We start from the raw sequence: 13,123 nt of genomic DNA on the forward strand, positions 1-13,123 counted from the left end.
GTCCGGGGTGGTTCAGCCGGTGTTGCGCAGGCCGGCTGCCACGCCGTTGACGGTGAGGAGGAGGGCGCGGGCGAGGAGCGGGTCGGGCTGTTCGCCGGCGGCGGCCGCGTCGCGCTGCCGCTTGAGCAGGGCGACCTGGAGGTAGGAGATGGGGTCGAGGTAGGCGTCGCGGATGGTGAAGGTCTGCTTCAGGACGGGTGCGGCGTCCAGCAGTTCGTCTTCGCCGGTGACGCGCAGGACTTCACGGACGGTGAGTTCGTGTTCGGCCTTGATGGTGTCGAAGACGTGCTTGAGCTCGTCGGGGACGAGGGTGTCGACGTAGTGCTGGGCGATCCGCAGGTCGGTCTTGGCGAGGGTCATCTCGACGTTGGAGATGAAGTTGCGGAAGAAGTGCCACTGTCCGTACATCTCGTCGAGGACGGTGTCCAGGCCTGCCTCGCGCAGTGCCTTCAGGCCGGAGCCGACGCCGAACCAGCCGGGCACGATCTGCCGTGACTGGGTCCAGCCGAACACCCACGGGATGGCGCGCAGGCCGTCGAGCGAGACGCCGGAGCCGGGGCGGCGGGAGGGCCGGGAGCCCAGGTGCAGGTCGGCGAGCTGGTCCACCGGCGTCGACGCGAGGAAGTACGTCGGCAGGTCGGGGTCCTCGACGAGGCGGCGGTAGGCGGCGTGGGCGGCGTCGGAGGCGACGTCCATGGCGGCGTCCCAGCGGGCGAGGGCCTCGTCGGACTGGCGGGGGGCGGTGTGCAGGGCGGATGCCTGGAGGGTGGCCGCGACGGTGAGTTCGAGGTTCTCCCGGGCCAGGGACGGGATGAGGTACTTGTCGGAGATGACCTCACCCTGTTCGGTGACCTTGATCTCGCCTTCGAGGGTGCCCCAGGGCTGGGCGAGGATGGCGTCGTGGGTGGGGCCGCCGCCGCGGCCGACGGTGCCGCCGCGGCCGTGGAAGAGGCGCAGGCGGACGCCGTAGCGGTGGGCGACGTCGCGCAGGCGGCGCTGGGCGCGGTGGATCTCCCACTGGCTGGTGGTGATGCCGCCGAACTTGGAGGAGTCGGAGTAGCCGAGCATGACCTCCTGGACGTCGCCCCGGAGCGCGACGAGGCGCCGGTAGGACGGGTCGGAGAGCATGTCCTCGAGGATGGTGTCGGCGGCCTTGAGCTCGTCGGTGGTCTCCAGCAGCGGCACGATGCCGATCTTGGCCCAGCCGGCGTGCAGGTCGATGAGTCCGGCTTCGCGCGCGAGGACGGCGGCGGCGAAGACGTCGTCGGCGCCCTGGCACATGGAGATGATGTAGGACTCGATGACTTCGGGTCCGAAGACTTCGAGGGCGCGCTTGACGGTGCCGAAGACGCCGAAGGTCTTCTCGCCGGGGGCGTCGACGGGTGCCGGGGTGGGGGCGAGGGGCCTGCGGGACCTGAGCTCCTTGGCGAGGAGCTTGGCGCGGTAGTCGCGGGGCATGTCGGCGTAGCGCCAGGATTCCTCGCCGAGCCGGTCGAAGAGCTGGCCGAGGGCGTGGTGGTGGGCGTCGGCGTGTTCGCGGACGTCCATGGTGGCGAGCTGGAGGCCGAAGGCGGCGAGGGTGCGGATGGTGCGGGCGAGGCGGCCGTCGGCGAAGAGGCCGCCGCGGTGCTCGCGCAGGGAGCGCTGGATGATCCGCAGGTCGTCGAGGAGTTCGCTGGTGCCGAGGTAGTCGCGGCCGTCGCGGTGGGCGGTGCCCTTGGCGAGGCGCTTCTTGGTGTTCTCCAGCTTCTGCCGGATGCAGGTGGCCTTGAGCCGGTAGGGCTCTTCGGCGTTGAGGCGCTTGTAGCGGGGGCTGATCTCGGGGAGGTTCTCCAGGTCGGCCTGGAGGGAGGTCAGGAGTTCCTCGGTGGCGCCGGCGTAGCGGATGGAGTTGGAGAGGAAGCCGCGGAGCTCGTCGATGGTCTCCAGGGCGTCGTTGATGCCGTGCTCGTGCTGGAGGATGAGGACGTCCCAGGTCACCTGGGGGGTGACGTTGGGGTTGCCGTCGCGGTCGCCGCCGATCCAGGTGCCGAAGGTGAGGGGGCGGGTGTCGTCGGGGAGCTTGACGCCGGCCCGCTCCAGTTCGGCGGTGAGGTCTTCCAGGACGTCGCCGACGGCGCCCGCGTGCAGCTCGTCCAGGTAGTAGATGGCGTTGCGGGCCTCGTCGGCGGGCTCGGGGCGCACCACGCGCAGTTCGTCGGTCTGCCAGACGAGGTCGATGTTCTCGGCGAGGCGGGTGTCCAGGCGGCGCCGGTCGGATTCGATGACCGGGGTCTCCAGGAGCGCGGCGATGCGGCGGAGCTTGTTGAGCACGGAGCGGCGTGCGGCCTCGGTGGGGTGGGCCGTGAAGACGGGCCGGACGTTGAGGTTGCGGACCGTCTCGCGCAGGTGTTCGGGGTCGGCGTCCTTGAGCCGGTCGGCCGTGCGGGCGAGGAGTCCGCCCTCGGCGGCGCGGCGGGCGCGCAGCTCGCGGCCGCGGTGGACCTGTTCGGTGACGTTGGCCAGGTGGAAGTAGGTGGAGAAGGCGCGGACCAGCTTGGCCGCGGTGTCGAGTTCGGTGCCGCGCAGCAGCTCTGCGGCGGCCTCGCCGTCCTCGCGGGTGAGGCGGCGGACCTTTTCGACGAGTTCCAGCAGCTCCGGGCCCTCTTGGCGGACGAGGGTCTCGCCGAGGAGGTCGCCCAGCCGGCGGATATCGGCTCGCAGCTCGCTGCTCGTCGTCGTGGTCTGGTCGTCGGCACTGCTCACAGGTGCGGCTCCTTGCAGTGTTGAAGCTCGTCTGGGAGGGGAACCCGGACGGCGTCTCGCGCGGCGGGGCGCCGCATACAGATCGGACATCCGGGAAGAAATCAGAGCGGACCGCGCTGTCCGACCGACTCCAGGATAGGTGTCGGCCGGGACGCGCAGGCTCGCGGGCTCTTGCCGCCGGGCGACGCACTGCCATACTTACGATGCCGTAGGTTACGGAACCGTAGGAAGCACGTCACGGTTCACGTGCCCCGGCCACTCCTTCTCCATCCACATACCCCCCAGGGGACGCGTATGACCAGTAGTTCCGACGTGATCGAGGACGCTCCCAAGGCGCCCGGTCAAGACACCGACGCCGCCATGGCCACGCTGGGCGGCGAGCAGAAGCGGTCCATCGAGCAGATCGCCCTCCTCTTCTTCATCACCGTCCCGTTCCTCGCGCTGCTGGCGGCGGTGCCGCTGGCGTGGGGCTGGGGGGTGAGCTGGCTGGACCTCGGTCTGCTGGTCTTCTTCTACTACCTCGGGTGCCACGGCATCACGATCGGCTTCCACCGTCACTTCACCCATGGTTCCTTCAAGGCCAAGCGGCCGTTGAAGATCGCGCTGGCGATCGCGGGTTCCATGGCGGTCGAGGGTCCGCTGGTGCGCTGGGTGGCCGACCACCGCAAGCATCACAAGTTCTCCGACGCGGAGGGCGACCCGCATTCGCCGTGGCGGTTCGGTGAAACGCTCCCGGCCTTGATGAAGGGCCTGTGGTGGGCCCACATCGGGTGGATGTTCGACGAGGAGCAGACGTCGCAGGAGAAGTACGCCCCGGACCTGATCAAGGACAAGACGCTCCGCAACATCTCCCGTCAGTTCGTCCTGTGGACGGTGGTGTCGCTGGCGTTGCCGCCGGTGATCGGTGGTCTGGTGACGATGTCCTGGTGGGGCGCGTTCACGGCGTTCTTCTGGGGTTCCCTGGTCCGGGTCGCTCTGCTGCACCATGTGACCTGGTCGATCAACTCGATCTGCCACGCGGTCGGCAAGCGCCCGTTCAAGTCGCGTGACCGCTCGGGCAACGTGTGGTGGCTGGCGATCCTTTCCTGCGGTGAGTCCTGGCACAACCTGCATCACGCCGACCCGACGTCCGCCCGGCACGGCGTGATGCGCGGCCAGGTGGATTCGTCCGCACGGCTGATCCGCTTCTTCGAGATGGCGGGCTGGGCCTACGACGTGCGGTGGCCGTCACGCTCCCGTATCGATTCGCGCCGTAACACCGGGGAAGGCGGCTCCCCGCGCGGGAAGGAGCCCGTCGAGGCGGCATGATGGTCGCTGTGGCGACCGACTCGAGCAGCACCCCCAGCAACGACAAGCCGCGGCGAGCGCGTCGCACCCGGATGACCGGTGCCGAGCGCCGTCAGCAGCTGCTGGAGATCGGTCGCACGCTTTTCGCGGCGAAAGGTTTCGAGGGCACGTCGGTGGAGGAGATCGCGGCGAAGGCCGGGGTGTCCAAGCCGGTGGTGTACGAGCACTTCGGCGGCAAGGAAGGGCTGTACGCGGTCGTGGTGGACCGTGAGATGCGGCGCCTGCTGGACATGGTGACCAGTTCGCTCACGGCCGGTCACCCTCGCGAACTGTGCGAACAGGCGGCGTTCGCGCTGCTGGACTACATCGAGGAGTACACGGACGGTTTCCGCATCCTGGTCCGTGACTCCCCCATCCCCCAGTCGACGGGTTCCTTCGCCTCGCTGATCTCGGACATCGCCACGCAGGTGGAGGACATCCTGGGCCGCGAGTTCAAGAGCCGCGGCTTCGACCCGAAGCTGGCTCCGCTGTACGCCCAGGCGCTGGTCGGGATGGTCGCCCTGACCGGCCAGTGGTGGCTGGACGTGCGCCGGCCGAAGAAGGCCGAGGTGGCCGCGCACCTGGTGAACCTGGCGTGGCACGGCCTGGACGGGATAGAGGCCAAGCCGCACCTGATAGGGCGCCGTAAGGCTTAGCGGGGTTCGAGGAACTCCAGGCGGTTGCCCACCGGATCCTGCGAGAAGAACCGCTGGTGCCCCGGCCGGCCGGGGTCAGCCGCCCCGCGCTGCCGGGCGGGGCGGCGAGCTGGACGTGACCGTGTTCCTTGCCGACCTCGGTCAGGGTGCGCTCCCGGCCCTTCTCGACCGCGCGCACCAGGCCGACGGGTGATCGAGCGCAGCGATCATCAGCCCTCCCGCCGGGCCACGGCGAATACCCGGCGGAACGGGAACGGCGTGCCGTGCGGACCGGCCGGGTAGGCCTCGCGCAGGGCCGCCCGGTACTCGGCGACGAAGGCCTCCCGCTCGTCGGCGAGCGCGGTCAGCACGGGCCGCAGTCCGGTTCCCTTCACCCAGTCGAGCACCGGGTCCTCACCCTGGAGCAGGTGGACGTACGTCGTCTCCCACACGTCGGCCGCGCAGCCGAGGGACGTCAGCCGCTCGAGGTAGGCCTCGGGGGTGAGGACGGCGTCGGCGTGGCGCAGGGTGTCGGCGAGCCGGCCGCGCCAGCGCGGTGAACCGGCGAGTTCGCGCATGAGCCGGTGGCTGGGGGCGTCGAAGTTGCCCGGCACCTGGAGGGCGAGGGTGCCGCCGGGTGTGAGCCCGGCCACCCAGTCGGCGAAGCGTTCGACGTGGCCCGGCACCCACTGGAGCGTGGCGTTGCTGATGATCAGGTCGTGGGGCTCGCCGGGCGTCCACGTCCGTACGTCGGCGTGCCCGAAGTCGACACGGCCGCCCCCGGACGTGGCCCCCTCGTGATCGACGTGGGCCTTGTCGAGCATCTCGGGCGAGTTGTCGTAGCCGGTGATCAGGGCGGTGGGCCAGCGGGCGGCGAGCAGCGTGGTGACGTTGCCGGGGCCGCAGCCGAGGTCGGCGATGCGGGCCGGCTGCCCGGGCAGGTCGGGAACGCGGGCGAGGAGGTCGGTGAAGGGGCGGGCGCGGTGGCCGGCGTGACGGAGGTACTGGGCCGGGTCCCAGGTGGGGGCGGCTGCGGGCATGGTTCCTCCTGGTGTCCTGGTGGTGGCCGTACGGGACGCACACCCAGCGTGATCCCGGATATATCTCGATGTCAAGAAACTCGGCGTCAAGAGACTCTACGTCGACACAACCACTACACTGATCGTCATGGAGGACGAGGTCGATCGGCTGGTCGCAGCGTGGCGCCGGGAGCGCCCGGACCTCGACGTGGAACCGCTCGAGGTGCTCAGCCGCGTGAGCAGGCTCGCCCGGCATCTGGACCGGGCTCGGCGGCTGGCGTTCTCGGAGCACAACCTGGAGCCGTGGGAGTTCGACGTCCTGACGGCCCTGCGCCGGGCGGGCACCCCGTACCAGCTCTCGCCGGGGCAGCTCCTCACTCAGACCCTGGTCACCTCGGGCACGATGACGAACCGCATCGACCGTCTGGCGAAGAAGGGCCTGGTGGAGCGGCTCCCCGATCCCAGTGACCGCCGCGGCGTCCTGGTCCGGCTGACGGACGAGGGCCGGGACCGCGCGGACCAGGCCCTGGCGGGTCTGCTGGACCAGGAGCGCGCGATCCTCGCGGAGCTCTCCCGAGCCCAGCGAGGCGATCTGGCGGCGCTGCTACGCCAGCTGACCGCCCCGTTCGACAACATCCCCGGCTAGGTCCACGGGCCCGACCCCGGCCCGCCGCGCCAGCGCGACGGCGGCGAGGGTGGAGTGCACACCGAGCTTGCCGAGAACGTTCTGCATGTGGGTCCGCACGGTGTGCGGCGACAGGAACAGGCGCTCGGCGACGGCCTTGCGCCCCAGCCCCGCGACCATGCACCGCAGCACTTCCCGCTCACGCGGTGTGAGTGACTCGACGAGGCGCTCGCTCTCGGTGCGGTGCTTGCGGGCGGCGGTGAGCTCGCGCAGCACACCCGTCAGCAGGGCGGGCGGCAGATGGGTCTCCTCCCGCAGCACGCCCCGGATGACTGTGAGCAGCCGGGACAGCGAGCAGTCCTTGGCGACCCAGCCGGAAGCGCCGGCCTGCAGGGCGAGCGCCGCCCGCCGCGGATCGTCCTTCTCGGCGAGCACGACGATCCGTACGTTCGGCTGCGCGGAGCGCACTCCCGTGACGAGGGAGATCCCGTCGACGAGCCCGTCCTCGTTGCCCTCCTGCACGGGTACGGCCGGGCGGGCGCCCGGTACTTTGCCGCCCAGGTCGGCGTCCACGAGCAGCACGTCGAACCGCCGCCCCTCGGCGACGGCCCGCTCCAGGCTGCGCAGCGCGGCCGGGCCGCTGCCGGCCGCGGAGACGTCGACATCGGGCTCGGCGGCCAGCGCCGCCGCGAGTGACTCGGCGAAGATGCGATGGTCGTCGACGACCAGGACTCGGATGCGAACCACGTAACCCCCTTCCCCAGTGCTCCCGAAGAGCAGGGGATACCCCATCGTCGGGGGTTGACACCATGCCGGTACGACGCCGGGGTGTCCGGGCCCGCCGCGTCCGACTGTCCGTCGGTGCCGCAGCAGCCTGTCCGGGTCGCCGCAGCCGCACGGCCGCCGCCGTGCAGTAACCGCCACCCCCACCCCGGGCGTCGTACCCGGCTGTCTCGCCCCCTGATCGGCACCGGCCCCCACCGGTGCTGTTCATCAGGGTACGGACGGGGGCCCGGAGCGGAAGGTTATTTGCAGAACTGACTGTCCGACGCGTTTATGGTGTGCCGCATGTTCCGTCTTGAGACAGAAGTCGACAAGGCCCGACGTGATCTGCTCCGCGCACGCCTGCGGGACACGAACACAGCCGCCTCTCCGATCCTGCGCGCCCTGCGCGGGACGCCCGGCGAGCGGGACGTCCCGTTGCACGTGTGGGCTGTGAACGACACCGACGATCTCGCCGGCGGACTGGTCGGTTACACCTGGGCGACGTGGCTGCACGTGACCTACCTCTGGGTCGACGAACGCCACCGCGGCAGGGGCCTGGGCGCACGGCTCCTCGCGCAGGCGGAACACATCGCGAGGACGTCCCGAGGCTGCAGCGCGGCCCGCCTGGAGACATGGGACTTCCAGGCGCCACAGTTCTATGTGAAGCAGGGGTACGAGGTGGTGTGCGCGGTGCCGGATTATCCGCCGGGGGTCACGGAGTACATGCTGACGAAGAGGCTGGGCCGAGGCGGCGGGGACGCGTTGCGGGAGCGAAACCCTCGATGACGTCCCGCCTTCCCTCACCGATAGCGTTGGTTCGCTTGAGTTATCCCCCCACATGATCAACGGGAGACACAGTGAACCGCCCCGCTCGGCTCGTGACAGCCGCGCTCACCGCATCCGCGGCCCTGCTGCTGACCGCCTGTGGCTCGGGGGGAGGTGACGGTTCGTCATCGTCCGACAAGATCGCCGGTGCGGATTCGGGCGACAAAGCGTCGGCTTCGCCTTCGGCTTCCGCGTCGGAGGACGGGATCGACCGGCCGGAGATCAAGCTGCCTGGAGACATGAAGCTGGTGTTCGAGGGCCAGCAGACCGGCGACTCCGTGAAGGACGCGATCCTGGCGGACAACGAACGTGCCGTCAGCACCGTGTGGCAGGCCGTGGCCTCCGGTGATCTGCAGAAGTCGGGCATGGGCTTCTACTACACGGATGCCGCGCTGAGGGGCGTTTACAACTACGCGAAGGACAACAACGCCCGGAAGACCAGCTGGGCGGGCACCCTGCGCTACTTCGACCGCCAGGTGACGGTGTTCGACAAGACATCGGGGGCCCTGACGTACTGCGTGGACGAGAGCAAGGCCAACGTCAAGGACCTGAAGACGAAGAAGGTGAAGGTGGTCGAGACCTCGCCTGACAGCTACGTGTACTACAACGCCAGCGTGAAGAAGGACAAGCAAGGCGTCTGGCAGATCTGGAGCCTGCACGAGGACCGCGGTTCCCAGAGGTGCCAGCCGTGACGCGGCGCCTGGCGCTTGGTGCTCTCACCGTCGCGATGCTCTTCCTCGGAGTGGACACAGCTGTCGCCGGAGGTATCGGAAGCAATGGAGACCAGGCCGAAGAAACGTCCGGTGACTCCTCAGGACCCATGCTGGAGTCTCGCGTCAGCTTCAACGTGAAGGGCAGCGCCCCCTCGAAAGACAGCGGCACAATCACGTCCACCGCCGTGGACTGGGAACCTCCGGCCTGCTGGTACGAGCCCTACTGGAAGGCCAAGGACTTCAAGACCTACACCGAGGCCAACTGGTCGATCTACGACTCGGTCGGTGGTGCGCCTGCGGGCGTGGCGGACGACAAGGCGCGCTACAAGGGGGGCCACCCCTACAAGAATTTCAACGTCGCCAAGAACGACGAGGGCATGTGGTGGGTCGCCGTGAAGAACCCGAAGATGGAGGACGACCCCGCCTCCGGAAACTGTAAGCGCGACCCCTTCTGGGTCGACAACGGCAAGAACCCCGGCGTCCCTCAAGCCATCGACACCGAGACCCTCGCCGGGCTCGCGCACCAGCGGACCGTCGTACCGCCGACGAAGATCTCCCTCGCGCCGGACGCCAGGTCGACGGTGAACGCGCCCACCTGGGTCTGGCTGGACAAGGGCGCCTTCAAGCCCGTCTCCGTCACGGCGAGTCTGCCCGGCACGGGACTGTGGGCGACCACCACGGCCAAGCCGGTGAGCCTGCACCTCGATCCGGGAACCGCGGACGCGGAAACCCTCCCGGCGTCCGGTGAGTGCCTGATCAACGACGACGGCTCCATCGGCGAGCCGTACGCCCGGGGCAAGGCGGAGCTGACGCCTCCGTGCGGAGTCCGGTACCTGCGCTCGTCGGGGGACGACACGTACGGCCTGGAGGCGACTCTCACCTGGGAGATCACCTGGGAAGGAGCGGGCGGCACGGGTGGCGATCTGCCCAACGGCACGTTCGCCACCACCACCGAGGTGCCGGTCCAGGAGATCCAGTCCGTCAACCGCTGACAGGGACGACGAAAAGCGGCGTCCTCGTGGGTTCGAGGGCGCCGCTTTCCCAACCGTCAGTGGAGGCGGCGGACGCCCAACCGTCAGTGGAGGCGGCGGGCGCCCACCCGTCAGTGCACGCGGCGGGCGCCGCCCAACCGTCAGTGGAGGCGGCGGGCGCCCGGTGACGGGACCGCTTCGAAGACGCGGGGGGTCGTGAAGCCCGCCGACGCGAAGGCCTCTGTCACCGTCTTGGTGATGGCGTCCACGTCCTGCTCCTCCGCGAGGACGATCGCCGAACCGCCGAAGCCGCCGCCCGTCATGCGGGCGCCCAGGGCGCCGGAGGCCAGGGCCGTGTCGACGACCAGGTCCAACTCCGGGCAGGAGATGCGGAAGTCGTCGCGGAGGGAGGCGTGGCCCTCGATCAGGACCGGGCCGATCGCGCGGGTCTCGCCGGATTCGAGGAGGGAGACGACCCGTTCGACGCGTGCGTTCTCCGTGACGATGTGGCGGACCAGGCGGCGGACCTCCTCCTCGTCGCCCAGGCGGGCCAGGGCCGCGTCCAGGTCGGCATAGGGGATGTCCCGGAGCGCGTCGACGCCCAGCAGGGCCGCACCCTTCTCGCAGCCGGCACGGCGCTTGCCGTACTCGCCCTCGCTGTGGGAGTGCTTGACCTGGGTGTCCACGACCAGCAGCCGCATGCCCTCGGCCGCCAGGTCGAAGGGGATCTGCTTCTGGGAGAGGTCGCGCGTGTCGAGGAACAGGGCGTGGCCGGTCTCGCAGCAGGCCGACGCCGTCTGGTCCATGATGCCGACGGGGGCACCGACGTAGACGTTCTCCGCGCGCTGGCACAGGCGGGCCAGTTGCCAGCCGCGCAGGCCGAGGGAGAACAGGTCGTTCAAGGCCAGGGCGACGACGACTTCCAGCGCCGCCGAGGACGACAGGCCCGCACCCGACGGGACCGTGGAGGACAGGTGGATGTCCGCGCCCGTGATCGCGTGGCCGGCCTCGCGCAGGGCCCAGACCACGCCCGCCGGGTACGCCGTCCAGTTCTTGTCCGACTCGGGGGACAGGTCGTCCAGGTGGAGTTCGGTCACGCCCGACTCGACGTCCGCCGAGTGCAGGCGGAGGATCCCGTCGTCGCGGCGTGCCACCGCCGCCACCGCCGTGTGCGGCAGGGCGAACGGCATGACGAAGCCGTCGTTGTAATCCGTGTGCTCGCCGATGAGGTTGACGCGGCCCGGCGCCGCCCACACGCCGTGCGGCTCGGCTCCGTACAGCTCGCTGAACCGTGAGGCGACCGTCTGCGCCACAGCCTCGCTCATGCCTGACCCCTGACCCTTTCCGTACCTGCTAGTTACCGCGCCGCTGCGCGAAGTCCCACGCGTCCGCGACGATTCCCGCGAGGTCCGCGCGGGACGGGTTCCAGCCCAGTTTCTCGCGGGCGGTGGCGGCCGAGGCCACCAGGACCGCCGGGTCGCCGCCCCGGCGGGGGGCAACGACCTCGGGGATCGGGTGGCCCGTGACCCGGCGGACGGTCTCGATGACCTCGCGGACCGAGAAGCCGTTGCCGTTGCCGAGGTTGCAGATCAGGTGCTCGCCGGGGGCGGCGGCCGTCAGGGCGAGCAGGTGGGCCTCGGCCAGGTCCGCGACGTGGATGTAGTCGCGGACGCAGGTGCCGTCCGGCGTCGCGTAGTCGTCGCCGAACACCGAGATCGCCTCGCGCCTGCCCTGCGCCACCTGGAGGACCAGCGGGATCAGGTGCGACTCGGGGTCGTGGCGCTCGCCGTACTCGCCGTAGGCGCCGGCCACGTTGAAGTAGCGCAGGGAGACCGCGCCCAGACCGTGCGCCGCCGCCTCGCCCGTGATCATGTGGTCGACCGCGAGCTTGGAGGCGCCGTAGGGGTTCGTCGGGGACGTGGGCGCCGACTCGACGATGGGGACCTGCTCCGGCTCGCCGTACGTCGCCGCCGTCGAGGAGAAGACCAGCTTGCGGACGTCCGCCTCGCGCATCGCGGCCAGCAGCGCCATGGTGCCGCCGACGTTGTTGTCCCAGTACTTCTCCGGCTTCACGACCGACTCGCCGACCTGCGAGAACGCGGCGAAGTGCAACACACCGTCGAAAGAGGAGTCCAGCCATTTGGCGGCATCGCGGATGTCGCCCTCGACGAACGACGCGCCCGCCGGGACGCCCTCGCGGAAGCCCGTGGAGAGATTGTCGAGGACGACGACCTCGTGGCCGGCCTCCAGCAGGTGCTGTGCGACCACGCTGCCGACGTATCCCGCACCGCCTGTCACCAGGTACTTCCCGCTCATGAACTCGCTACCTCTCGCAGTCGCTCGGCCGCGCGCTCCGGCGGCACGTCGTTGATGAACACGTTCATGCCGGACTCGGAACCCGCGAGGAACTTCAGCTTGCCGGAAGTGCGGCGGATGGTGAAAAGCTCGAGGTGGAGCGCGAAGTCCTCGCGCACGACCCCGTCGAACTCCTCCAGCGCGCCGAACGGGGCCTGGTGCCAGGCCGCGATGTACGGCGTCGAGGGCTCACTCTCACCGAAGATCCGGTCGAAGCGCCTCAAGAGTTCCAGATAGACCTTGGGGAACTCTGTGCGCGCGCCCTCGTCAAGGCCGAGCAGGTCGGGCACGCGGCGCTTGGGGTACAGGTGGACCTCGTACGGCCAGTGCGCCGCGTACGGCACGAAGGCCACCCAGTGTTCACCCTCAAGGACGACCCGCTCGCCGGCGAGTTCACGCTCCAGGACGGCGTCGAAGAGGTTCTCCCCGCCGGTCATCTCCTTGTGGGTGGCGACCGAGCGGAGCATCAGCGCGGTGCGGGGGGTGGTGAAGGGGTAGGCGTAGATCTGGCCGTGCGGATGACCGAGGGTCACGCCGATCTCGGCGCCCCGGTTCTCGAAGCAGAACACCTGCTCGACGGCGGGGAGATGGGACAGCTCCGACGTGCGGTCCGTCCAGGCTTCCAGCACCAGGCCCGCCTGCTCCTCGGTGAGGTCGGCGAAGGACGCGTTGTGGTCGGAGGTGAAGCAGACGACCTCGCAGCGGCCCGAGTCGCCGGCGAGCGAGGGGAACCGGTTCTCGAAGACGACGACGTCGTAGGACGAGTCGGGGATCTCGCTCAGGCGATCGCCCGCCGACGGGCACAGGGGGCACTCGTCGGCCGGGGGGTGGTAGGTGCGGCCCTGACGGTGCGAGGCGATGGCGACGGAGTCGCCGAGGAGGGGGTCGCGGCGGATCTCGGACGTGGTGACGGTGCGGTCCAGCGGCCGGCGGTCGGTCGCGCCCCGCACGCTGTCGTCACGCAGGTCGTAGTAAATGAGCTCGCGACCGTCGGCCAGCCGGGTCGAGGTCTTCTTCACGCCGGACTCCTTGTCCTTCAAACAGAACCCAACATATCAAAACACTACCCTCCCCAATCGTCAACATCACAATCCAACAAAGTGCATCAAAAGACGGGTTCAATCGCTGAGCACAGAGAAGAAGA

The 13,123-nt window shown here is 69.8% G+C and carries 12 protein-coding genes; 6 read left to right on the forward strand and 6 right to left on the reverse strand.

The annotated features are described in order from the left end of the window. Nucleotides 1-12 precede the first annotated feature (12 nt). The gene (ppc, locus tag ACZ7EG_RS14925; protein ID WP_471077492.1) at nucleotides 13-2,745 is read right to left on the reverse strand and encodes a phosphoenolpyruvate carboxylase; all 2,733 of its coding nucleotides are present in this window, start codon (nucleotides 2,743-2,745) and stop codon (nucleotides 13-15) included. A gap of 294 nt (nucleotides 2,746-3,039) precedes the next feature. On the opposite strand from ppc, the gene ACZ7EG_RS14930 reads away from it, so the two are divergent. Both ACZ7EG_RS14930 and ACZ7EG_RS14935 read left to right on the forward strand, forming a co-directional pair. After that, nucleotides 3,040-4,053, forward strand: coding sequence for an acyl-CoA desaturase (locus ACZ7EG_RS14930; RefSeq protein WP_471077495.1), 1,014 nt, complete (start codon nucleotides 3,040-3,042; stop codon nucleotides 4,051-4,053). After that, nucleotides 4,050-4,727 carry a TetR/AcrR family transcriptional regulator gene (locus ACZ7EG_RS14935; protein ID WP_053675827.1) on the forward strand — a complete coding sequence of 226 codons (678 nt, stop codon included), beginning with the start codon at nucleotides 4,050-4,052 and terminating at the stop codon, nucleotides 4,725-4,727. Before ACZ7EG_RS14930 ends, ACZ7EG_RS14935 begins: the two co-directional genes overlap by 4 nt. Before the next feature lie 209 nt (nucleotides 4,728-4,936). Here ACZ7EG_RS14935 and ACZ7EG_RS14940 read toward each other — a convergent pair whose 3' ends face one another. Further along, entirely contained in the window at nucleotides 4,937-5,746 is an 810-nt protein-coding gene (locus ACZ7EG_RS14940) for a trans-aconitate 2-methyltransferase (protein WP_471077499.1), read from the reverse strand. Nucleotides 5,747-5,873: 127 nt separating this feature from the next. On the opposite strand from ACZ7EG_RS14940, the gene tamR reads away from it, so the two are divergent. Continuing rightward, complete coding sequence (gene tamR / locus ACZ7EG_RS14945; RefSeq protein WP_471077502.1) at nucleotides 5,874-6,371, forward strand: MarR family transcriptional regulator TamR; 498 nt, start codon at nucleotides 5,874-5,876, stop codon at nucleotides 6,369-6,371. Here tamR and ACZ7EG_RS14950 read toward each other — a convergent pair. After that, on the reverse strand, nucleotides 6,330-7,097 hold the full coding sequence (locus ACZ7EG_RS14950) for a response regulator transcription factor (RefSeq protein ID WP_344464128.1): 768 nt from the start codon (nucleotides 7,095-7,097) through the stop codon (nucleotides 6,330-6,332). The two genes, tamR and ACZ7EG_RS14950, sit on opposite strands and share 42 nt — an antisense overlap. Before the next feature lie 309 nt (nucleotides 7,098-7,406). On the opposite strand from ACZ7EG_RS14950, the gene ACZ7EG_RS14955 reads away from it, so the two are divergent. The 3 genes from ACZ7EG_RS14955 to ACZ7EG_RS14965 all read left to right on the forward strand — a co-directional run bounded on the left by ACZ7EG_RS14955 (nucleotide 7,407) and on the right by ACZ7EG_RS14965 (nucleotide 9,645). Beyond that, nucleotides 7,407-7,901, forward strand: coding sequence for a GNAT family N-acetyltransferase (locus ACZ7EG_RS14955; protein WP_471077506.1), 495 nt, complete (start codon nucleotides 7,407-7,409; stop codon nucleotides 7,899-7,901). Between the two features lie 71 nt (nucleotides 7,902-7,972). Beyond that, nucleotides 7,973-8,632, forward strand: coding sequence for a hypothetical protein (locus tag ACZ7EG_RS14960; protein WP_471077509.1), 660 nt, complete (start codon nucleotides 7,973-7,975; stop codon nucleotides 8,630-8,632). A gap of 128 nt (nucleotides 8,633-8,760) precedes the next feature. Continuing rightward, on the forward strand, nucleotides 8,761-9,645 hold the full coding sequence (locus ACZ7EG_RS14965) for a hypothetical protein (RefSeq protein ID WP_471077512.1): 885 nt from the start codon (nucleotides 8,761-8,763) through the stop codon (nucleotides 9,643-9,645). Nucleotides 9,646-9,785: 140 nt separating this feature from the next. On the opposite strand, the gene galK is transcribed toward ACZ7EG_RS14965, so the two are convergent. The 3 genes from galK to galT are packed head-to-tail and all read right to left on the reverse strand — an operon-like array spanning nucleotide 9,786 to nucleotide 12,998. Continuing rightward, nucleotides 9,786-10,949, reverse strand: coding sequence for a galactokinase (galK, locus tag ACZ7EG_RS14970; RefSeq protein ID WP_471077515.1), 1,164 nt, complete (start codon nucleotides 10,947-10,949; stop codon nucleotides 9,786-9,788). Nucleotides 10,950-10,977: 28 nt separating this feature from the next. Beyond that, nucleotides 10,978-11,940 (reverse strand): UDP-glucose 4-epimerase GalE, encoded by a 963-nt coding sequence (gene galE, locus ACZ7EG_RS14975; RefSeq protein ID WP_471077518.1) that lies wholly within the window; start codon nucleotides 11,938-11,940, stop codon nucleotides 10,978-10,980. Then, a complete protein-coding gene (galT, locus tag ACZ7EG_RS14980; RefSeq protein ID WP_471077521.1) occupies nucleotides 11,937-12,998 on the reverse strand; it encodes a galactose-1-phosphate uridylyltransferase in 1,062 nt (353 codons plus the stop codon). The genes galE and galT overlap by 4 nt, the downstream gene beginning before the upstream one ends. Nucleotides 12,999-13,123: the final 125 nt, after the last annotated feature.

Source organism: Streptomyces sp. NPDC037100 (genome assembly GCF_055606225.1).